The organism is Cupriavidus sp. 22TCCZM01-5 (assembly GCF_057798915.1).
In genome coordinates this window covers 1-21,914 of record NZ_JBYOJR010000060.1, presented here as the reverse complement: position 1 = coordinate 21,914, position 21,914 = coordinate 1, and the positions used below count along the sequence as shown (strand labels likewise).

General features: G+C 65.8%; 19 protein-coding genes. 7 read left to right on the top strand and 12 right to left on the bottom strand.

Features of this window, described 5'->3' with window-relative positions:
• Window positions 1–390 precede the first annotated feature (390 nt).
• Window positions 391–1,341 (bottom strand): LysR substrate-binding domain-containing protein, encoded by a 951-nt coding sequence (locus AC3FNH_RS31720; protein ID WP_276098430.1) that lies wholly within the window; start codon window positions 1,339–1,341, stop codon window positions 391–393.
• Window positions 1,342–1,452: 111 nt separating this feature from the next.
• On the bottom strand, window positions 1,453–3,627 hold the full coding sequence (recG, locus tag AC3FNH_RS31715) for an ATP-dependent DNA helicase RecG (protein ID WP_488722904.1): 2,175 nt from the start codon (window positions 3,625–3,627) through the stop codon (window positions 1,453–1,455).
• 147 nt (window positions 3,628–3,774) lie between these two features.
• Between recG and queA the strand changes: the two genes are divergently transcribed.
• The 5 genes from queA to secF all read left to right on the top strand — a co-directional run bounded on the left by queA (window position 3,775) and on the right by secF (window position 9,572).
• Complete coding sequence (queA, locus tag AC3FNH_RS31710) at window positions 3,775–4,824, top strand: tRNA preQ1(34) S-adenosylmethionine ribosyltransferase-isomerase QueA (RefSeq protein WP_488722903.1); 1,050 nt, start codon at window positions 3,775–3,777, stop codon at window positions 4,822–4,824.
• Window positions 4,825–4,870: 46 nt separating this feature from the next.
• The gene (gene tgt / locus AC3FNH_RS31705) at window positions 4,871–6,001 is read left to right on the top strand and encodes a tRNA guanosine(34) transglycosylase Tgt (RefSeq protein ID WP_488722902.1); all 1,131 of its coding nucleotides are present in this window, start codon (window positions 4,871–4,873) and stop codon (window positions 5,999–6,001) included.
• 187 nt (window positions 6,002–6,188) lie between these two features.
• Window positions 6,189–6,515, top strand: a complete 327-nt coding sequence (gene yajC, locus AC3FNH_RS31700) for a preprotein translocase subunit YajC (protein ID WP_276098434.1) — start codon at window positions 6,189–6,191, stop codon at window positions 6,513–6,515.
• 195 nt (window positions 6,516–6,710) lie between these two features.
• A complete protein-coding gene (gene secD, locus AC3FNH_RS31695) occupies window positions 6,711–8,576 on the top strand; it encodes a protein translocase subunit SecD (RefSeq protein ID WP_276098435.1) in 1,866 nt (621 codons plus the stop codon).
• Window positions 8,577–8,600: 24 nt separating this feature from the next.
• Window positions 8,601–9,572, top strand: coding sequence for a protein translocase subunit SecF (secF, locus tag AC3FNH_RS31690; RefSeq protein WP_276098436.1), 972 nt, complete (start codon window positions 8,601–8,603; stop codon window positions 9,570–9,572).
• Between the two features lie 87 nt (window positions 9,573–9,659).
• Here secF and AC3FNH_RS31685 read toward each other — a convergent pair whose 3' ends face one another.
• The 8 genes from AC3FNH_RS31685 to purB form a co-directional block, all read right to left on the bottom strand.
• The gene (locus AC3FNH_RS31685) at window positions 9,660–10,667 is read right to left on the bottom strand and encodes a response regulator (protein WP_488722901.1); all 1,008 of its coding nucleotides are present in this window, start codon (window positions 10,665–10,667) and stop codon (window positions 9,660–9,662) included.
• Window positions 10,664–11,797 (bottom strand): hybrid sensor histidine kinase/response regulator, encoded by a 1,134-nt coding sequence (locus AC3FNH_RS31680; protein WP_276098438.1) that lies wholly within the window; start codon window positions 11,795–11,797, stop codon window positions 10,664–10,666. The genes AC3FNH_RS31685 and AC3FNH_RS31680 overlap by 4 nt, the downstream gene beginning before the upstream one ends.
• A gap of 7 nt (window positions 11,798–11,804) precedes the next feature.
• Complete coding sequence (locus AC3FNH_RS31675) at window positions 11,805–13,136, bottom strand: sensor histidine kinase (RefSeq protein WP_276098439.1); 1,332 nt, start codon at window positions 13,134–13,136, stop codon at window positions 11,805–11,807.
• Between the two features lie 64 nt (window positions 13,137–13,200).
• On the bottom strand, window positions 13,201–14,592 hold the full coding sequence (locus AC3FNH_RS31670) for a class I SAM-dependent methyltransferase (RefSeq protein WP_488722900.1): 1,392 nt from the start codon (window positions 14,590–14,592) through the stop codon (window positions 13,201–13,203).
• Between the two features lie 371 nt (window positions 14,593–14,963).
• A complete protein-coding gene (locus AC3FNH_RS31665) occupies window positions 14,964–15,554 on the bottom strand; it encodes a YceI family protein (protein WP_488722899.1) in 591 nt (196 codons plus the stop codon).
• An 85-nt stretch (window positions 15,555–15,639) separates the two neighbouring features.
• Window positions 15,640–16,212 carry a YceI family protein gene (locus AC3FNH_RS31660; protein WP_276098442.1) on the bottom strand — a complete coding sequence of 191 codons (573 nt, stop codon included), beginning with the start codon at window positions 16,210–16,212 and terminating at the stop codon, window positions 15,640–15,642.
• 103 nt (window positions 16,213–16,315) lie between these two features.
• Window positions 16,316–16,867 carry a cytochrome b gene (locus AC3FNH_RS31655; RefSeq protein ID WP_276098443.1) on the bottom strand — a complete coding sequence of 184 codons (552 nt, stop codon included), beginning with the start codon at window positions 16,865–16,867 and terminating at the stop codon, window positions 16,316–16,318.
• A 253-nt stretch (window positions 16,868–17,120) separates the two neighbouring features.
• Window positions 17,121–18,497, bottom strand: a complete 1,377-nt coding sequence (gene purB, locus AC3FNH_RS31650) for an adenylosuccinate lyase (RefSeq protein ID WP_488722898.1) — start codon at window positions 18,495–18,497, stop codon at window positions 17,121–17,123.
• A 374-nt stretch (window positions 18,498–18,871) separates the two neighbouring features.
• Between purB and AC3FNH_RS31645 the strand changes: the two genes are divergently transcribed.
• Window positions 18,872–19,486: a glutathione S-transferase family protein gene (locus tag AC3FNH_RS31645; RefSeq protein ID WP_276098445.1), complete on the top strand. Its 615-nt coding sequence runs from the start codon at window positions 18,872–18,874 to the stop codon at window positions 19,484–19,486.
• Between the two features lie 59 nt (window positions 19,487–19,545).
• Here the strand turns inward: AC3FNH_RS31645 and mnmA are convergent, their stop codons facing one another.
• Both mnmA and AC3FNH_RS31635 read right to left on the bottom strand, forming a co-directional pair.
• The gene (gene mnmA / locus AC3FNH_RS31640) at window positions 19,546–20,634 is read right to left on the bottom strand and encodes a tRNA 2-thiouridine(34) synthase MnmA (protein WP_488722897.1); all 1,089 of its coding nucleotides are present in this window, start codon (window positions 20,632–20,634) and stop codon (window positions 19,546–19,548) included.
• Window positions 20,631–21,122, bottom strand: coding sequence for an NUDIX hydrolase (locus AC3FNH_RS31635; RefSeq protein ID WP_276098447.1), 492 nt, complete (start codon window positions 21,120–21,122; stop codon window positions 20,631–20,633). Before AC3FNH_RS31635 ends, mnmA begins: the two co-directional genes overlap by 4 nt.
• A gap of 243 nt (window positions 21,123–21,365) precedes the next feature.
• On the opposite strand from AC3FNH_RS31635, the gene AC3FNH_RS31630 reads away from it, so the two are divergent.
• On the top strand, window positions 21,366–21,914 hold a 549-nt coding region (locus AC3FNH_RS31630; protein WP_488722896.1), incomplete at its 3' end, for a Rossmann-fold NAD(P)-binding domain-containing protein.

Here is a 21,914-nt window from a genome sequence, read left to right as displayed (position 1 = left end):
CTGAGCACCCAGGCCGCAGGCAAACCGCGCCGCAGCGAAGCAGAGAAACCGAACCGTTGGCACTGGCGACGATGATGCCCGTCGCAAACCGACTAGGACCTGCGCGCAGCGCAGCCGAAGGCGTCCCACCACTGACGCTATTGGAACGCTGTACCCGAGCCCTACATGGGGATCGTACAAGAGCCGGTTATCGCAGGCACTGGTTCTGAATCACTATGCGTAGCAGGGTCGAACGGGCAACCAGGCATCGCGAGACCAAAGCCGCTCGAAAACAAGAAGCGCATCGTTGATGGCCAGCCGCCAGGCGACGCGCTTTTCTGCTTACTCTTTTGTCGCTCGGACAAAAGAGTAAGTCGCCGGCTACGCCGGCAAGCAAGAAATGAAATCGCATCAGGCCGCTTCAGCCAGCTCCTTGGCATCGAGCTTGCGCACGCCCGGCAGCTCGCACGCTGCCACCGCGCTGGCCAGCGCCTCCATGGCAGGCAGGCGGGTAAAGCTCTTGCGCCAGGCCAGCACCACGCGGCGGTCCGGCACCGGGTCGGCGAACGGCACGTAGGCCAGCATATCGCCCTTGGCCTTCATGTCCGGCACCGACGTGCGAGGCAGCACGGTAATGCCGACGCCGCTGGCGACCATATGCCGGATGGTTTCGAGCGACGAACCTTCAAACGTCTTCTGGATGCCGTCCGATGCCTGCGAGAAGCGCGACAGCTCCGGGCAGACACCGAGCACATGGTCGCGGAAGCAATGGCCGCTGCCGAGCAGCAGCATGGTCTGCCGCTTCAGCTCGTCCGGATCGACATGGCTGGCTTCGGCGAGCTGGTGCCCGCGCGGCACCGCCACGACAAAGGGCTCGTCATAGAGCGGGCGCACCGTGAGGCCCGAATCGGCGAACGGCTCGGCCATGATGGCGCAGTCGATCTCGCCCTGCTTGAGCAGCTCGATCAGCTTGACCGTGTAGTTCTCCTGCAGCATCAGCGGCATCTGCGGCACGGCGCCGATCATCTGCTTGACCAGCGACGGCAGCAGGTAGGGCCCGATGGTGTAGATCACGCCCACGCGCAGCGGGCCGGCCAGCGGGTCCTTGCCCTGCTTGGCGATCTCGCGGATGGCCATGGTCTGTTCGAGCACGCGCTGGGCCTGGGCCACGATCTGCTCGCCCACCGAGGTCACGGAGACCTCCGAGGTGCCGCGCTCGAAGATCTGCACGTTGAGTTCGTCTTCCAGCTTCTTGATCGCCACCGACAAGGTGGGCTGCGACACGAAGCAGGCCTCGGCAGCACGGCCGAAATGGCGCTCCCGCGCCACGGCGACGATGTACTTCAGTTCGGTGAGCGTCATGACTAATCAATTTGCGGTAGGCGATAGATTTTACCTTCGATTCCGGAATCTGTCAGATCGCCGCGTGAATGCGGCGCATAGGGCACCAAAAAACGAAGATCGCCCTGCTGGTCAGGCTTTCAGGTAGTGCTCGCGGCCACCCAGCCAACGCGACAGATGGGCCTCCACGGCCTCCGGAAATTGCGTCAGCATGAGCTGCGCGGCTTCCTGCGCGTACTCGACCAGCCACGCGTCGGTGTTCAGGTCGGCAAAACGCAGCATGGCTTCGCCCGACTGGCGCGCGCCGAGGAATTCGCCGGGTCCGCGGATCTCCAGGTCGCGCCGCGCGATCTCGAAGCCGTCGGTGGTCTCGCGCATGGTCGCCAGCCGTTCGCGCGCGGTGGGCGATAGCGGCGCCTGGTACATCAGCAGGCAGACCGACTCGGCGGTGCCCCGCCCCACCCGGCCGCGCAACTGGTGAAGCTGTGCCAGGCCAAAGCGCTCGGCATGTTCGATCACCATCAGCGAGGCATTGGGCACGTCCACGCCCACTTCGATCACCGTGGTGGCCACCAGCACCTGCAGGCGGTTGGCGCTGAAGTCGTCCATCACGGACGCCTTCTCGGCCGGCGGCAGGCGGCCGTGGACCAGGCCGACGCGCAGGTCCGGCAACGCGGCAACCAGCGTTTCATAGGTCTCCACGGCAGTCTGGAGCTGCAGCGCCTCGCTTTCCTCGATCAGCGGGCAGACCCAGTAGACCTGCCGGCCCTCGGCTGCCGCATGGTGGATGCGCCCGATCACCTCGTCGCGGCGCTCGTCGTTGACCAGGCGCGTGACGATCGGCGTGCGGCCCGGCGGCAGTTCGTCGATCACCGATACATCGAGGTCCGCGTAATAGGTCATGGCCAGCGTGCGCGGGATCGGCGTGGCCGACATCATGAGCTGGTGCGGGACCGTATCCGGCGCGGGCTGGGCGGGCTCCGCGCCGCGGGCCTTGCCGCGCAGCGCCAGGCGCTGCGCCACGCCGAAGCGATGCTGCTCGTCCACCACCGACAGGCCCAGCCGCGCGAAGCGCACAGTGTCCTGGATCAGCGCATGCGTGCCGATGGCAAGCCGGGCCTCGCCCGATTCCACGCGCGCCACGGCCTCGCGCTTTTCGCGTGCCTTGAGGCTGCCGGCCAGCCACACCACCGGCACGCCGAGCGGCTCCAGCCACGCCGACAGCTTGCGGTAGTGCTGCTCGGCCAGGATTTCGGTCGGCGCCATGATCGCGGCCTGGTAGCCGGCGTCGATGGCCTGGCACGCGGCCAGCGCCGCCACGATGGTCTTGCCGCTGCCCACATCGCCCTGCAGCAGCCGGTGCATCGGATGCTGCGCGGTCATGTCGGCCGCGATCTCCTCGACCACGCGCTGCTGCGCGCCGGTCAGGCGGAACGGCAGCGCCGCCAGGAACCGCGTCAGCAGGCCGCCATCATGCCGGGGCATCGATGGCGCATTCTTCTCGCGCCGGGCCTCATGCGCGCGTCGCAACGAGATCTGCTGCGCCAGCAGTTCGTCGAACTTGATGCGCTGCCAGGCCGGATGCGAGCGGTCGGCCAGCGCCGCCTCGCTCTCCTGCGGCGGCGGCGTATGCAGCAGGCGCAGGCATTCGGCGAGCGGGCGCAGCTTCAGCTTCGCGAGCGGGCCCTTCAGCACGGCCGCTGGCAGCGTCTCGGGCATGGGCGTGCGCGACAGCGCGCCGGAGATCGCCTTGCGCAGGTAGGCCTGCGAAATGCCGGCCGTGGCCGGGTAGACCGGCGTGAGGCGGTCCGGCAAGGGCTCGTCGGGCACCACCGGGCGCACCGTCGGGTGCACCATCTCGGCACCGAAGAAGCCGCCGCGCACTTCGCCGCGCACGCGCAGGCGCACGCCTTCCTCCATCTGCTTGGTCTGGCTGCCGTAGAAATTCAGGAAACGCAGCGTCAGTTCGCCGCTGTCGTCGGCGATCTTCACGACGAGCTGGCGGCGCGGGCGGAAGGTGACCTCGTTGGAAATGACCTCGCCCTCGACCTGCGCGGGCTGGCCGAGCCCGGCGCGGCGGATCGCTTCGGCGATCGGCATCAGCGTGGTCTCGTCCTCGTAGCGCATCGGCAGGTGCAGCACCAGGTCGACGCTGCGCCGCAGGCCCATCTTGGCCAGCCGCGCGACCGCGGACGATGGCTTGCCGTCCTTGCCCGCGGCCTTGCCCGCCGCCTTGCCTTTTGCGGACGGCGCTGAGTCAGGGGCTTCGGCTTTGTCCTGGGTCGGTTCGGTGGCGGTTCCGGGCATCGGCAGTCGGGCAGGCGGAGAAATATGGGGTATCACACAGGGCCGGGCGGCGCCTGGCGCCCAAGCCTTACAATATCGGATTCGCCGATTGTACCTATCCCGGTTGCCGCCTTTGGTGGCGCCAAGCCGGGGCCTTGCCGTTTCTCCATGTTGACGCTGTCCGATTTCGATTTCCCGCTGCCGCCCGAACTGATTGCACAGAGCGCCCTGCCCGACCGCAGCGCCAGCCGGCTGCTGGTGGTCGAGCGCCTGGCACCGGGCGAGCAGCCGGATGCCATCCGCATGGTCGACCGCGCCTTCAGCGACATCATCGAATACCTCCGCCCCGAAGACCTGCTGGTCTTCAATGACACGCGCGTGATCAAGGCGCGCTTCTTCGGCCACAAGCCCAGCGGCGGCAAGATCGAAGTGCTGGTCGAGCGCGTGCTCGATACGCACACCGTGCTGGCCCAGGTGCGCGCGTCCAAGACGCCCGCGGAGGGCAGCAAGCTGCACCTGGCCGAGGACGCTTTTGCCGTCACTGTGGGCCCGCGCGTCGACCAGTTCTTCACGCTGCGCTTCCCGGCACCGGCGCTGGACCTGATCGAGCAATATGGCCGCCTGCCGCTGCCGCCCTACATCACGCACGATCCGGACGCCTACGACGAAACCCGCTACCAGACCGTCTACGCGCGCAACCCCGGCGCCGTGGCCGCACCAACCGCCGGCCTGCATTTCGACGATGCGTTGTTTGCGCGGCTCGACGCCGCCGGCGTGCGCCGCGCGTTCCTGACGCTGCACGTGGGCGCCGGCACCTTCCAGCCCGTGCGCACCGAGAATATCGCCGAACACAAGATGCACTCGGAGTGGTACGCGATTTCGCCGGAACTGGCCGCGGCCGTGCGCGAAACGCGCGCGCGCGGCGGCCGCGTCATTGCCGTGGGCACGACCTCGCTGCGCGCGCTGGAGTCCGCCGCGAATGCCGATGGCACGCTGGACGCCGGCAGCGGCGACACCGACATCTTTATTACGCCTGGCTACCAGTTCCGGCTGGTCGATGCCCTGATCACCAACTTCCACCTGCCCAAGTCGACGCTGCTGATGCTGGTGTCGGCGCTGGCCGGCGTGCAAGCCATTCGCGCCGCCTACCGCCACGCGGTCGAGGCGCGCTACCGTTTCTTCAGCTACGGCGACGCGATGTTCCTGACCCGCCAGTGATCACCGCAGACCAGCGCCAGCCCTGAAGCCAGAACCGAATTCCGCCATGCTCAACTTCGAACTCCTCACCACCGACGGCAACGCGCGCCGCGGCCGCGTCACCCTGAACCACGGCGTGGTCGAAACGCCCATCTTCATGCCGGTCGGCACCTATGGCTCGGTCAAGGCCATGTCGCCGCTGGAGCTGAACGAGATCGGCGCGCAGATCATCCTGGGCAACACCTTCCACCTGTGGCTGCGCCCGGGACTGGACGTGGTGAACAGCCATGAAGGCCTGCACCGCTTCATCGGCTGGGACAAGCCGATCCTGACCGATTCCGGCGGCTTCCAGGTGTTTTCACTGGGCGACCTGCGCAAGATCACCGAAGACGGCGTCACGTTCGCGTCGCCGGTGAATGGCGACAAGCTGTTCCTGTCGCCCGAGATCTCGATGCAGATCCAGCGCACGCTGAACTCGGACATCGTCATGCAGTTCGACGAATGCACGCCGTACGAGATCGAAGGCCGCCCCGCCACGCACGAAGAGGCCGCCAGGTCGATGCGCATGAGCCTGCGCTGGGCCAAGCGCTCGCGCGACGAATTCGAGCGCCTGGCCAACCCGAATGCGCTGTTCGGCATCGTCCAGGGCGGTATGTTCGAGGACCTGCGCGACGAATCGCTGGCCGGCCTGTCCGAGCTGGATTTCCACGGCTTCGCCATCGGCGGCCTGTCGGTGGGCGAGCCCAAGGAAGACATGATGCGCGTGCTCGAGCATGTGGCGCCGCGCCTGCCGGCGAACAAGCCGCACTACCTGATGGGCGTGGGCACGCCTGAAGACCTGGTAGCCGGCGTGGCCGCCGGGGTCGACATGTTCGACTGCGTGATGCCGACCCGCAACGCGCGCAATGGCTGGCTCTTCACGCGCTACGGCGACGTCAAGATCAGGAACGCCGCGCACCGCAACGACCCGCGCCCGCTCGACGAAGGCTGCGCCTGCTACACCTGCCGCAACTTCTCGCGCGCCTACCTGCACCACCTGCACCGCGTCGGCGAGATCCTGGGCGCGCGCCTGAATACCATCCACAACCTGCACTACTACCTGCAGCTGATGCGCGAAATGCGCGAGGCGATCGAACAACACCGCTTCAGCGACTTCCGCCGCCAGTTCGCCAGCGACCGCGCGCGCGGCACGCGCTGAGCCGCGAACTTTCCTGCGCGGCACGGTCGAATACCGCAGTCGCGCCGGGTCTGGCGCGCATCCACGCCAAGTCGTTCCGAACGCACCCCGAACAAACCCGAATTCCCGCCCCAGAATGCCGGGGCGTGCCTTGCACGGGTGATAGAATGGTCGATTACTTGAATGACTTTTGTGACGGAGAATCAACGTGCTGATTTCTAACGCATTCGCCCAGACCGCCGGTGCCGGCGGCGCAGCGGGTGGCCTGATGAGCTTCCTGCCCATCATCCTGATGTTCGCGGTGCTGTGGTTCATCATGATCCGCCCGCAGATGAAGCGCCAGAAGGAAGCCAAGGCCATGCTGGAAGCCCTTGCCAAGAACGACGAAGTCGTCACGGCCGGCGGCATCCTGGGCAAGGTGACCAAGGTGACCGATCAGTACGTCAGCCTGGAAATCGCCGCAGGCACTGAAGTCACCGTGCAGAAGAACGCCGTGACCACGGTGCTGCCGAAGGGCTCGCTGAAGTCGCTCTGATCCGTTCGCGACCCTGCCCTTTGTCTTTTCCGGCATGCCCGCTTGCGCATGCCCTGGCAGCCGCCTGATCAGCCCGTGGGCCCGCAAAGCGGCCTTTCGTGGCGGCCAGGCGGCTGTTTGCCAACCGGTCCGGCCCTGCCGGCGTGCCCCTGAGGCGCCCGGCGGACCCGCCAACCGCTGAATGACTGGCCAGAGATGAATCGTTATCCGCTTTGGAAATATCTCGTGATCCTGGTGGCCCTGGCCATCGGCATCACCTATACCTTGCCGAACTTCTTCGGCGAGGCGCCTGCCGTGCAGGTCTCCTCGGGCAAGGCCACGGTCAAGGTGGACCTCTCCATGCAGAAGCATGTGGAAGAGATCCTGGCCCAGAACCAGCTCCAGCCTGACGGCATTTTCTTCGATGTTTCCGGCCAGTCCGGCTCGGTCAAGGCGCGCTTCCGCACCGCCGACGACCAGCTCAAGGCCAAGGACGTCCTGACGCGCGCGCTCAACCCCGACGTGAACGACCCGACCTACGTGGTCGCGCTGAACCTGCTCTCGGGCTCGCCGCGCTGGCTGACCGCGATGCACGCGCTGCCGATGTACCTGGGCCTGGACCTGCGCGGCGGCGTGCACTTCCTGCTGCAGGTGGACATGAAGGGCGCCGTCGACAAGAAGCTCGACAGCCTCTCGGGTGATGCCCGCACCCTGCTGCGCGACAAGAACGTGCGCCACGGCGGCATCGACCGCGACGGCGACAAGCTGACCGTGCGCCTCAACAACGCCGACGACGCCAACCGCGCGCGCGGCATCCTGGCCGACAACCTGCGCGAGCTGGCCTTCGCCATGGACGGCAACAACGTGGTCGGCACTTTCACCGAGGCCGCCCGCAAGGCCGTGCAGGACGCCGCCGTCAAGCAGAACATCACCACCCTGCACAACCGCGTGAACGAGCTTGGCGTGGCCGAGCCCGTGATCCAGCAGCAAGGCGCCGACCGCATCGTGGTGCAGCTGCCCGGCGTGCAGGACACCGCCAAGGCCAAGGACATCATCGGCCGTACCGCCACGCTGGAAGCGCGCCTGGCCGATCCCGACGCCCCGCGCAACCCGCGCCCGGGCGACCCGGTTCCGTTTGGCGACGAACTGTTCACGCAAGGCAACGGCGCCCCGGTGATCCTGCGCAAGCAGGTGATCTTCACCGGCGACCGCATCGAAAGCGCCTCGGCCGGCTTCGACCAGAACCAGCGCCCGTCGGTCAACATCAAGCTCGACGCACAAGGCGGCCGCGTGCTGCGCGACGTCTCGCGCGAGAACATCGGCAAGCCGATGGGCATCGTGCTGTTCGAGAAGGGCAAGGGTGAAGTGCTGACCGTGGCGACGATCCAGTCGGAACTCGGCTCGAGCTTCCAGATCACCGGCTCCTACTCGACCGAGGCCGCCAACGACCTGGCGCTGCTGCTGCGCGCCGGCTCGCTGGCCGCGCCGATGGAGATCATCGAGGAACGCACCATCGGCCCGTCGCTGGGCGCGGACAACATCAAGAAGGGCTTTGACTCGGTGGCCTATGGCTTCGGCGCCATCGCCGTGTTCATGGTCCTGTACTACATGCTGTTCGGCGTATTCTCGGTCGCCGCGCTGGGCATCAACCTGCTGCTGCTGATCGCGGTGCTGTCGATGCTGCAGGCCACGCTGACGCTGCCGGGCATTGCCGCTATCGCGCTGGTGCTGGGCATGGCCATCGACGCCAACGTGCTGATCAACGAGCGCATCCGCGAGGAACTGCGCGGCGGGGCCTCGCCGCAGATGGCCATCGCCGTCGGCTTCGAGCGCGCCTGGGCCACCATCCTGGACTCCAACGTCACCACGCTGATCGCGGGCCTGGCGCTGCTGGCCTTCGGCTCGGGCCCGGTGCGCGGCTTTGCCGTGGTGCACTGCCTGGGCATCCTGACCTCGATGTTCTCGGCGGTGTTCTTCAACCGTGGCCTGGTCAACCTCTGGTACGGCCGCAAGAAGAAGCTGCAGAGCGTGGCCATCGGCCAGATCTGGAAGCCGGGTGCGGACACCCCGGTCGCCAAGTAAGCACGGATTCATCAGGACAACATCATGGAATTTTTCCGCATCCGGCGCGACATTCCGTTCATGAAGCACGCGTTGGTCTTCAACGTGGTCTCCTTCCTGACGTTTGCCGCCGCCGTATTCTTCCTGTGGCACAAGGGCCTGCACCTGTCGATCGAGTTCACCGGCGGTACGGTGATGGAGGTCAACTACCAGCAGGCGGCCGACCTGGAGAAGATCCGCGGCCAGGTCGGACAGCTGGGCTACCACGACATCCAGGTGCAGAACTTCGGCACCTCGCGCGACGTCATGATCCGCCTGCCGCTGCAGAAGGGCCCGGACGGCAAGCAGGTGACTTCCGCCCAGCAGAGCGAGCAGGTCATGGGCGCGCTGCAGGCTGCCGCGCCTGACGTCAAGCTGCAACGCGTGGAGTTCGTCGGCCCGCAGGTCGGCAAGGAACTGGCGACCGACGGCCTGCTGGCGCTGCTGTGCGTGGTGATCGGCATCGTGATCTACCTGTCGTTCCGCTTCGAGTGGAAGTTCGCGGTGGCGGGCATCATCGCCAACCTGCACGACGTGGTGATCATCCTGGGCTTCTTCGCGTTCTTCCAGTGGGAATTCTCGCTGTCGGTGCTGGCGGCCATCCTGGCGGTGCTCGGCTACTCGGTGAACGAGTCGGTGGTGATCTTCGACCGGATCCGCGAAGCCTTCCGCAAGTACCGCAAGATGACCACGCACGAGGTCATCGACCACGCGATCACCAGCACGATGTCGCGGACCATCATCACTCACGGCTCGACCGAAATGATGGTGCTGTCGATGTTCTTCTTCGGCGGCCCCACCCTGCACTACTTCGCACTGGCGCTGACGGTCGGTATCCTGTTCGGTATCTACTCGTCGGTGTTCGTTGCCGCAGCGCTGGCCATGTGGTTCGGCGTCAAGCGCGAAGACCTGGTCAAGGGCGAGAAGAAGGCAGGCGGCACGGACCGCGACGACCCCAACTACGGCGCGCAGGCCTGAGCCTGAAGCCCCCGAGCAAAAAAAAGCGCACCCTGTGGTGCGCTTTTTTGTTGCCCGTGGGAATGGCTACCCGATCAAGACCGCCGCTCAGGCCTGCTCCGAAAACCGCTCGATCCAGATCGCCAGGCGGTCCGTCGAAAAGCTGGCCGCGCGCTCGCCGGCGCGGCAGGCAATGGTCTCACCTTCCCGCGCGCACTGCAGCGCGCCGCCGGCCTCTTCCAGCCACAGCAGGCAGGCCAGCCACGTCGCATGCTGCGCGGACACGGCTTCGCCCACCGGCCTGGCCAGGAATTCGCTGAGCGCGGATGGCGCCGTCCACACCACGGCATCGCCTTCGCGGCGCACCGTGCCATCGCCCAGCGCCTCGGTGATGATCGCCGCCGCGTCGGCGGCACCGCGCCCGGCATAGCGCGTGCGCAAGGCCGCCAACTGCGTGCCTACCGCATGGCCAAAGCCGCCACTGCGCTCGCTCTCGGCGCCCACCAGGTCGGCATAGTCGAGCCGTTGCCAGTCGGGCTCGGCATTGCGCGCGCCGGCCAGCTCGGTGGCGGCCAGGTAGGTTTCAACCGGCTGGAAGCGGCCCGGGCCGACCAGGCTCGCGCACAGCGCGTGGACCATGCCGATGCGCGTGGCCACGGTCTGGGTCTGCAGCACGCTCAGCTTCTCGCGCACGAGCTGGTCGCGCTCCTTGCGCAGGCCGGCCATTTCCAGCGCCTGCTTCAGCTCCATGCGCAGCGCGGTGATATCCCACGGCTTCTTGATATAGCGGTGGATCTGCCCCTGGTTGACGGCCTCGACGGTCTGGTCCAGCTCCGAGTAAGCCGTGGTCAGGATCCGCACGATATGGGGATAGCGTTCGCGCGCATGGCGCAGCAGCTCATTGCCGTACTCTCCGGGCATGCGCTGGTCGGACACCAGCACCGCCAGGCTGTCCGCGTGCGCTTCGAGCAGCGTCTTGCCCTCTTCCACCGAGCCGGCGGTCACCACAGGGGCCAGCGCGCCGATGGCGCGCTGGAAATATTTGACGGCTGTCGCCTCGTCGTCGACGAACAGAATCGCCGGGGGTGGTGCCTGGGTGGCAATCGGTTCGCTCATCGGTCACTCCTGTGCATTCGATTCTTGAAATTTGGGAAGTCCAGCGTCACCGTCGTGCCGGCCCCGGACGCTGAGGCGATCCGGATGCCGCCGCCGAACGACTGCATGACGCGGTTGCAGAAAATCATGCCGAGGCCGCTGCCGCCTGCCCCGGCGTGGGTGGTGACGGGGTCCACCAGTAGTCGTTCCATCACTTCGGGCGGAATCCCGGGCCCGTTGTCGCAGATGCGGATCTCCTGCCGCGGCTTCGCCACTACGATAAATCGCAGCAATGGCGCGCCGATGTCGCCGAGCGCGCGCAACGCGTTGCTCATGACCGAGGAGAGCACCAGTGCCACGCAATTGGGCAGCGTCTGCACGGGGAAGTCGCCATGCATCTCCACCTGTACCCAGTTGCGCTGGTCGCCGGTAAAGGGATAGGTGTCCAGCAGCGACGCGACCAGCGCACCCGCGCTCACCTCGGCGCCGGGCTCCTGCCGCGCCGGCGCGCTGCCTGCGCTGCTGCGCACGGATTGCAGGAACGACGACAGCACCGCCAGGCAATACTGGGCGTTGTCGTGCATCGCGCTGGCGGCCTGGCCGATCTCGCCCTGGCGCTGCGCGCTGTATTCCGCCGCCACGCGGCCTTCAATGCCACGTGCGAAATTGGCGATGGCCGCCAGCGGCGTGTTCAGTTCGTGGGCCAGGAAGGCGAGCGTCTCGTCGATGGCCATCAGCCGCTGCTGCCGCAGGGCCCGCTCGCGCGAACGCTCCACGGCCAGCCGCAGCACATTGCGCACGTCGCCGACGCTCAGCGGCTTTTCCAGGATGCGGAACACCTCGCCGCTGTTGACCGTCTGCAGCAGCACGTCCTTGTCGGCGTAAGCCGTGACGAGGATACGCACGACCTGCGGGAATTCCTCTGCCACCTGGCGCAGCAGGTCGCCGCCGTCGCGCCCTGGCATGCGGAAGTCGGTCACCAGGATGACCGTGCGCGCGCCCTCCGCGCGCAGCATGTCGATGGCTTGATCGGCACCGGTTGCGATCAGAACCTCATACTCGTTGCCGACGGCGCGCGCAAAGTACTTGCACGCCATCTCTTCATCGTCGACATAGAGCACAGTGGGCCGTGCCTGCTGGACTTCGCTCATGGCCGGGTCACTCCGCGCGCGGCAGGTCGAAGCTGAAGGCGGCCCACTGGCCGACTTCGCTTTCGGCATAGAGCTGGCCGCCGTGCCGCTCGATCACCGCATAGCTGATCGACAGGCCCAGGCCCAGTCCCTGCCCCACGTCGCGCGTCGTAAAGAAGGGTTCAAACACGCGCGCCAGGTGCTCCGGGGCGATGCCCGGGCCGTTGTCCTGCACGCGCACATGTAGCCGGCTCTCCACCCACCTGACCGTGGTATGGATCGCCGGTGCCGTCGTGCCTGCCTTGCGCATGGCCAGCGCGGCGTTGGAAAAAAGGTTGATCAGCACGCCGATGACGGCGGCTTCGTCGCCGAGCACCAGCGTGTCATCAGGCAGGTCGCGCGTCACCTTGACGCCGCGCAGTTCGTGGGCCGTCAGGCGGATGGAGGAATCGAGCGCCTTTTCGAACAGGAACGGCGTGCCCTCGACCTCGGCACCGGGCTTGCGGTAGGCAAAGGTCTTCAGGTCGGACACGATATGCTGGATGCGCTGCATCCCCTGCTTGGCATCGACCAGGCACTCCTCCAGCGACGGGTTCTCCTTGGCCTGCGGCTCTTCCATGGCCACCTCGATCGCCATCAGGCAGAAGTTGACCGGGTTGTTGACCTCGTGCAGCAGGCCGGCCGCGAGCGTACCGATCGCGGCCATCTTCTCCTGCTGCAGCATCTGGCCCTTGATGTCGACGAGCTTGCGGTTGATGACTTCCAGCTCGGCGTTCTTTTCTGCCACTTCGGCCTTGAGCCGGAACAGCATGAAACGCGCGCGCTCGTTGAAGAAGGTATAGACGCCGCTGGCCGCCGCGGCGAACAGCAGGAACAGCGAATTGACGATAAACGTGCCCATCGGCTCGATGCCGCCGGAATGCAGCAGGCAGGCCAGCGCATACAGCAGGTACGAGAGCATGCCGAACACCAGGTTCTGCCACAGCCCGAACGGCAGCGCGATGCCCGAGGCGAAGATCGCCAGGTTGAGCCCCACGTAGTACGGCGATTCCACGCCCTCGGTCTGCGAGATCATCCACGCGATCATGATCTGCGGCAGCAGCAGCCAGGTCAGCGTGAGCCAGGGCGCGAAACGCCGCCCGGCCGCGCTATAAAGCATGACCACCACGCCGGCGATCAGCAGCGACACCACCACGCGCGCGAGCCCGAAGACGAGTTGCTGCTGCGGGTACTGGCCGTAGTCCAGCCCGACCCCGAGCAGCACCAGCACGATGGCGGTATAGGCACCGCCGCGGCTGAACGCGAGGCGAAAATCCGCCAGTTCGGACTGGTAGCCCGCATATAGTTGGTTCGTACTCATGACCTGGTCCGGTGGTACTCCGCCGCGCCGGCTGGCTGGCGCGGAACGGTGTACGGTCAGTGCCTCATTGAATGGTCGCTTCGGCAAACACGTTGACGCCGGTGGCATCGACATAGACCCGGTGCTCGCGCGAATTATCGGGCAGCAGCGCCAGCATGCCCGGGTCGTCCCGATAGATCAGGTACCACTCCAGCAGGTGCTCCATGCCGAATTTCTCCGGATTGTCCGCATGCACGTTGGTGACAAGTACCTGCCCGCCGGGCCGGGTGCGCGACGCGAAGTACGACAGCAGTCGCGAACACACCTTGTCGGACAGGTAGTCGAAGAGGCCCGCGCAATAGACGGCATCGAATTCCCTGGCATCGAAATCGTCCGCAGCGATGCGCCGCTTGAGCAGTTCATGCACCGACTGGTGAACCATCTCCACCGAAACCTTGTGCCCGGCCTGCGCGGCGGCGCGCTCGATCGAGGCCTTGGTGTATTCGAGGGTCTCTTCGCTGAAGTCGACGAGCTGGAACGAGAGCATTTCCGGGCGTTCGTATTCGCGGACAAAGCGCTGGATTTCGAAGGCCGGGCCGCAACCCACGTTCAGCAAACGGAACGGGCGTCCGGCCACCGTAGCACGCTCGGCCTGCCGCTTCAGGAAGTCGATCAGCAGGTCGATGCGGTTGCGGTGGGCCGTGGCGACCGCCGCCTTGAGGAAGGCGGTGTTGACGATCTGGAAGTAGGTGGTGGGCCCCTGCTGCGGATCGCCCAGGATCTGGTTCACCATCTCGTAGTCACCAGCGTAGCCAAGCGGCTTGGTGAAGGTCCGGTAGACGAACGGCGCGCGCAGCAGCAGCGGGTGCAGCGCCGCCTGGGCGTAGGTGCGGTGCACCGGGGCGATCTCCGGATCGACGCGCTGCGCCTCTTCCTCGAGCCAGTCGAGATAGCGCTTGGTGCGGCCCATGATCGGCGTGGCGAGCTCGTAGAACACGTCCTCGCGCAGGCGGCCGTCGACCTTGGGCAGCGACTCGGTCAGGTCGACCTGCTCCACCCAGCGCGACACCTCTGACAGGAACGCGCGCATCTCGTTGACCACGATCTGGTAGTCGCGCCGGATGTTGAAGCGCGCGTCCCAGTCCTGCACGAACAGTTCGGCCTCGCGGGCGACCGACTTGGGCTCGTTGTTGAGGTCGCTGAGCTCGCGCCACTCGTCGATCAGCGTCAGCGACACCACCGCGGTCAGGCCGGTATTCACCAGGCTCATGACCACGGCCTTGCCAAGGTAGGCGTTCTTTGCCCCCATCCGGACACTGAGCTCGCTCAGCACCTCGCTGACCTGCACGATCGAATACGGATTGTAGATTTCCATCACCAGAGACTTTCTCTGGAGATTGATGATCGTGCCCCGCACCTGCTCACCCTGCGAGTTGCGGAAACTGACCACCGGATCGATTTGCGTTTTGGAATACACAGTATTGCGCCAGGGGGAAATCCGAGAAACGCTGCGGGCCATACAGGCTGGCAGATCGGCCGGGTACGGCGTGCAGGGGCGAGTGGGACGCGGAAAGGCTACCGGAACGGGGAACGACAGCGAAGGCTCATAGTAATGCGCAATTGCCTGAGTTTTGGCGCGAAGGCCAGCGTGCCCCGCAGGCGGGCGGGCGCCATTGCCTGCACCGGTGATGGTGAAATGCCGCGGACCATTGTACTGTGGCTGCCGCATGTCGTACAACCAAGTGCACGACTCGCCCTCCCCATGAAGGCAGCTCAAGAAAAAAAGCCGGCGAATGCCGGCTTTTCGGGTGCTGCGGGTGGCGGTGGGAACCGGCCGCGGCTTCGGGCTTACTCTGCCCGGACGCCTTCGACCTGGATCGCCAGCTTGACCTGGGGATTGAAGCCCATCTTCACGCCATAGTCGAGGCCGAAATCGGCGCGGTTGAACTGGCCGACGGCGTCGGCGCCGCAGGCCTCGCGCTTGAGCATCGGATGCTGGATGCACTTGAAGTCGCGGATTTCCAGCTTCACCGGCTTGGACACGCCGTGCAGGGTCAGCACGCCCTCCACTTCGGTCGGGACGTCGCCCTTGAACTTGCTGAACTTGCCCTTGTAGCTGGCTTCAGGGAAAGCCTCGACGTCGAACATGTCGGGGCTCTTGGCATGCTGGTTCAGCTTGGCATTGCCGAAGTCGATCGAAGCCGGGTCGATCTTCACGTCCACCGTGCCGCTCTTGGCGACGCGGTCCAGCGTGACGACGCCGCTGGACTTCTCGAACTTGCCGCGCCAGGTCGACAGGCCGCCGAGGTGGTCGGCCTCGAAGCTCGGGTAGGTATGGGTCGGATCGAGGTTATAGGTCACGGTATTGGCCGAAGCCACGCCAAAGGCGGCGGTTGCGGCAACGGCCGCCACGGCGGTCATGAGGGTACTCAGTTTCATGGGATCTCCCGACAAAAGGTTGGAGAGGAACATCAACGGGAATGGCAACAGCTGTTCAGTTCGTAAAGCCCGGCGCTGCCGGGTTTCACTTCTTTGCTGCCGTCACGATACGGAACTTGATCTGCACGTCGTCGGCGACCACGGAAGTGTCCTTCCATTCGCCGTCGCCGATATTGAAGGCCGTGCGCTTGATCGGCAGCACGCCTTCGAACACCTGGGCACCACCGTCCTGCCGATAGGTGGCCGGAATGACGATGTCCTGGGTCTTGCCCTTGATGGTCAGCTTGCCGGCCACTTCGTACTTGCCCGGCGTGCCGTTCTTGATGCTGGTCGACTGGAACACGGCCTTCGGGTACTTCGCCGCGTCGAACCAATCCTTGCCCTTCACTTCCTTGGTGGTTTCGGCGTCGGCGATCTCGAAGCTCGACACATCGATCTCGACCTTGGCCGACGACGCCGCGAGCTTGGCGGGATCAAAGTCGACGTTCGCGTCAAACTTCTTGAACTTGCCTTCCATGGGCACGCCGATCTGGCGCGCCACTGCGGTCACCGAGCTTTTGGCGGTGTCGATCTGCGCCCAGGCAAGGTTGGCGGCAACACCGGTGGTGGCCAGCACGGTGGCCAGCAGCAGCGAACCGGGGCGGGGAATACGTTTCATCAATGACTCCTGTCAGTGGACGGCGCCCTGCGCCGCGCATCAGAACCGAAAAGGGACTTCCCGAACAATGGCTACCGCAGGGGCAGGCCTGCGCACGCGTGGCTTAGCGCAGGAACGGCAGCATGCGGCCAAGCGTGCCGTCGCGATCGACGACCTGGTGCTTGATGGCAGCGGCCGCATGCACCGCAACCACGCCGGCCATCAGGTAGTTCAGCCAGACGTGCACAAGCTTGAAGACTTCCTTCAGTGCTTCGTTGGGCTCGATCAGCACCGGCATCTTCCACAAGCCCAGGTAGACCACCGGCACACCCGCGGCCAGGCTGTACAGATAGCCCGTGACAGGGACCACGATGATCAGCACGTAAAGCAGGTGGTGGGCACCGGCGGCGGCCTTGGCCTGCCATGCCGGCGTGCCTGGCGCGACCGGCGGTGCGGCATGCGTGGCGCGCCAGAGCACGCGCAGCACGGCGATGATGAAAACGGTCACACCCAGCCATTTGTGCCACGAAAACAGCTTGAGCTTGGTCGGCGTCAGCCCCGGGATGCCGGTCATGTACCAGCCGAGCCCGAAGGCGGCGAAGATCAGCAGGGCAATGATCCAGTGCAGGCCGATGGCCGTTGCACCGTAGCCGCTAGCGTTGGCGTTCGAACGCATCAAATTCCTCTGCCCGTGTCGCGGGCGTTTCACAATTTTGGGCAAGTCTGCAACGGGGAGTTTGGCCCCGCGCTTCCGATTCTCGCATTATTGCGGCGGAATGTGCGCAGATGCAGGACAGTCCTTAATTAAGTTATTCAAATCATTTGAAGCGACATTCCGCCGCAGGGCACGGATATGGCTTCATCGCCGTTGCAAGCAAAAAAGCCACCCGATCGGGTGGCTTTCTTGCGTCGCACGGAACAGGCTAGCGTCAGATCCGCTCGGCCAGTACCACGGCCTTGCCGATATAGCTGGCCGGCGTCATGGCGAGCAGCAGGTCCTTGGCGTCCTGCGGAATGGCCAGGCCGGTGATGAACGTCTGCAGCGCCTCGCGCGAGATGCCCTTGCCGCGGGTCAGCTCCTTGAGCTGCTCGTACGGGTTGGGCACGCCGAAGCGGCGCATCACGGTCTGGACCGGCTCGGCCAGCACTTCCCAGCAGTTGTCGAGGTCTTCGTTGAGGCGCTCGGGGTTGGTTTCCAGCTTGCCCAGGCCGCGCAGGCAGGCCTCGTAGGCCAGCAGGCTGTAGCCGAAGGCCACGCCGATATTGCGCAGCACGGTCGAATCGGTCAGGTCGCGCTGCCAGCGCGACACCGGCAGCTTTTCCGACAGGTGGCGCAGCACCGCGTTGGCCAGGCCCAGGTTGCCTTCCGAGTTTTCGAAGTCGATCGGGTTGACCTTGTGCGGCATGGTCGACGAACCGATCTCGCCGGCCTTGGTCTTCTGCTTGAAGTAGCCGACCGAGATATAGCCCCAGATATCGCGGTTCAGGTCCAGCAGGATGGTGTTGGCGCGCGCCACGGCGTCGAACAGCTCGGCCATGTAGTCGTGCGGCTCGATCTGGATGGTGTACGGGTTGAAGGTCAGGCCCAGGCGGGTTTCGATGACCTGCTTCGAGAACGCTTCCCAGTCGAACGCCGGGTAGGCCGACAGGTGCGCGTTGTAATTGCCCACGGCACCGTTCATCTTGCCGAGCAGTTCCACGCGCTCGATGCGCTCGATGGCGCGCGCCAGGCGCGCGGCCACGTTGGCCATTTCCTTGCCCAGCGTGGTCGGGCTGGCCGGCTGGCCGTGGGTGCGCGACAGCATCGGCTGGGCCGCATTGGCCTTGGCCAGTTCCACCAGGCGCGCATGCACGCGCTTGAGCGCCGGCACCACCACGGCTTCGCGCGCGCCCTTGAGCATCATGCCGTGCGAGGTGTTGTTGATATCTTCCGAGGTGCAGGCGAAGTGGATGAACTCGCTCGCCGCTTCCAGTTCGGCGTTGCCCTTGACCTGCTCCTTGAGCCAGTACTCGACCGCCTTGACGTCGTGGTTGGTAACCGCCTCGATTTCCTTGATACGGGCCGCGTCGGCTTCGGAAAACTTGTCAACCAGGGCCAGCAGCGCGGCTTCCGAGGCCGACGAGAACTTCGGCATGTCGGGCAGGCCGGTCTTGGCCAGCGCGATCAGCCAGTGCACTTCGACCTTGACGCGGTTGCGCATGAAAGCGGCTTCGGACAGCCATTCGCGCAGCGCATCGGCCTTGGAGGCATAGCGGCCATCGATGGGGGACAGGGCGGTGAGCGGCGAAAGCGAAGAGATGGACATGCTGGCAACCGGGGAGAATGAGGGGGTATGGGACGGATCGCAGGCGCGCGCCAGGCGTGGGGGGGTGCCCCGCGGGCAACTGGCAAGCGGCCAATGCGCCGCACCGCGCGCTCGCTGCGACTGACGGCGCTGACGGGCCGGCGCCGCGCAACGGGCGATTTTACCACCCATGCCGCAATATCGGGGCAACGCTCCAGCATAGCCATGGGGCATCCGTACGGGAGGCCTCATTCGCCATGCGGCGCGGGTATACTCGCGCTCGCCGTTCCGCTAGCCTGTTATGAAGTGCATCGGGCAAGCATCGGAGCCACTGGGCTCCTGCGTCGCTTGCCGCCGAGCGTCGATGCACTTCATAACAAGCTCGAGGGGAGAAAATGAAGCTGTTCGCGTCCCAAACCAGTCCCTACGCGCGCAAGGTGCGCGTAGTGATGGCGGAAAAGAAGATCGACTACCAGTTGATCGAAGAGAACGTCTGGTCAGCCGATACGGTGATCGGCCAATACAATCCGCTCGGCAAGGTGCCATGCCTGGTCATGGAGGACGGCAGCTCGATCTATGACTCGCGCGTGATCGTCGAATACGTCGACACGCTCACGCCGGTCAGCCGCCTGATTCCGCAAGGCGGCCGCGAACGCCTGGAAGTGCGCTGCTGGGAAGCGCTGGCCGATGGCCTGCTCGATGCCGCCCTGCTGGCGCGCCTGGAGAACACCCAGCGCGAACCGCACGAGCGTAGCGAGCGCTGGGTGCAGCGCCAGCTTGGCAAGATCCACGCCGCGCTGGCCGCCATGTCGAACGGCCTGGCGGATCGTCCATGGTGCAGCGGCAACCACTATTCGCTCGCCGACGTGGCCGTGGGCTGTGCGCTGTCCTATCTGGATTTCCGCTTTCCGGAAATCAACTGGCGCGAGCGCCATCCGAACCTGGCGACGTACCACGAGAAGCTCGCCAAGCGCCAGTCGTTCATCGACACGGAACCGCCGCAGGCCTGAGCGCCGGCGCCAAGAAACAAAAACGCCCGCATGCGGGCGTTTTTGCTTTCAGGCTGCGCTCACTGCGCCGACTGGATGATGCCGCCGCCAAGGCAGACATCACCGTCATACAGCACCGCCGACTGGCCCGGTGTGACCGCCCACTGCGCTTCGGCAAACGCCAGTTCCAGCGTGTCGCCGCCCACCGCCTCGACCACGCACGGCGCATCGCTCTGGCGGTAGCGCGTCTTCGCCGCCATGGCGGCACCGGCCGCAGGCGGCTCCCCCGCCACCCAGGACAGGTCGGCAGCGATCAGCGTGGGCGTCAGCAGCCATGGATGGTCGTGGCCCTGCACGACGTAGAGCGTATTGTTCGCCATGTCCTTGCGCGCCACGTACCATGCGTCGCCATTGCCGTCGCGGCTGCCGCCGAGGCCGATGCCCTTGCGCTGGCCGAGCGTGTAGAAGGCCAGCCCGATGTGCTCGCCGACCACCTTGCCGTCGGGCGTCTTCATCGGGCCCGGCTTGGTCGGCAGGTAGCGGTTCAGGAAATCGCGGAACGGCCGCTCGCCGATGAAGCAGATGCCGGTCGAGTCCTTTTTCTTGGCGTTCGGCAGGCCGATCTCGGCGGCGATCTCGCGCACGCGGGTCTTCGGGATCTCGCCCAGCGGGAACAGCGTGCGCGAGAGCTGCGCCTGGTTCAGGCGGTGCAGGAAGTAGCTCTGGTCCTTGGTATGGTCCAGCGCCTTGAGCAGCTCGAAACGGCCGGCCGCGTTCTGACGCACGCGCGCATAGTGACCCGTGGCAATGGTCTCGGCGCCCAGCGACATGGCGTGGTCGAGAAATGCCTTGAACTTGATCTCGGCATTGCACAGCACGTCGGGGTTCGGCGTACGGCCAGCAGAATACTCGCGCAGGAAATCGGCGAACACGCGGTCCTTGTACTCGGCGGCAAAGTTCACCGCCTCGACATCCACGCCGATCAGGTCGGCCACGGACACCACGTCAAGCCAGTCCTGACGGGTGGAGCAGTATTCGCTGTCGTCATCGTCTTCCCAGTTCTTCATGAACAGGCCGATGACTTCATAGCCCTGCTGCTTGAGCAACCACGCGGTGACTGACGAATCGACCCCGCCCGACATGCCGACCACGACCCGCTTGCCGCTCACGATGCGTCTCCGTTGGCCAGCACCGACGGGTGCGTGTAGAGCGCGTCCAGCGCAAAGCGCTTGCCGGCCAGATAGTCATCGACGCAGGCCTGCACCAGGGGCGTGCGGTGACGCTCGGGGCAGGCGCGGATCTCGTCGGCACTCATCCACACGGTGCGCACGATGCCGGTATCGAGCTGGCGGCCCGCGTCGAGCGAGCCCAGGTCGCCCGTGAAGGCGAAACGCACATAGGTCACGTCGGTGCCCGTGCGCGACGACAGCGCCCGGCCCATATAGCAGCCCAGCAGCGCGCGCGGCTCGAAGGTATGCGCGGTCTCTTCCAGCGTTTCGCGGATGACGGCGCGGATCAGGCTTTCGCCCGGATCCAGGTGGCCCGCGGGCTGGTTCAGCCGCAAGCCGTCACGGGTTTCTTCTTCCACCAGCAGGAACCGCCCGCCGCGCTCGATGACCGCGGCAACCGTCACGCTGGCATTCCAGTCACGTGGCATGATGCACATTTTTTAGGCAATCTGGCATTTTACCGGTTGCGCGGACATTGTGCAGCGCGGTGGCGGCTCTCCCGCCGCTACGTGGCGGCGTGCCAAAACCCGACCGATCGGTCACCAACAAATCGTCAGATTACTGTAAGCTGCGTTGAAAATTGTGCGCTGCGGCTGGCAGCAGCCGGCGCGCAACGGGCCAGACGTCGGCCCGCCCACCAGACATGACGCCAGCAAAAGGAGAAATTGACGATGTACATCGGCATCCCGCAGGAGACGCGGGCCGGCGAGACTCGCGTCGCCGCCACCCCGGAGACCGTCAAGAAGTACGTTGCACAAGGCCACAAGGTCGTGGTGCAGGCGGGTGCCGGCGTACGGGCCAGCCAGCCCGACGGCGCCTATGAGGCCGTCGGCGCGACCATCGGCAGCGCCGCCGAGGCGCTTGGCGCTGACCTGGTGCTGAAGGTGCGGGCGCCGGAAGCCGCAGAGCTGGCGCAGATGAAGCCTGGCTCGGTGCTGGTGGGCATGCTCAATCCGTTCGATGCCGAGAACAACGCGCGCATGGCTGCGGCATCGGTCACCGCGTTCGCGCTCGAAGCCGCGCCGCGCACCACGCGCGCGCAGAGCATGGACGTGCTCTCCTCGCAGGCCAATATCGCCGGCTACAAGGCCGTGCTGGTCGCGGCCCACCACTACCAGCGCTTCATGCCGATGCTGATGACCGCCGCCGGCACCGTCAAGGCCGCGCGCGTGCTGATCCTCGGCGCCGGCGTGGCCGGCCTGCAGGCGATCGCCACGGCC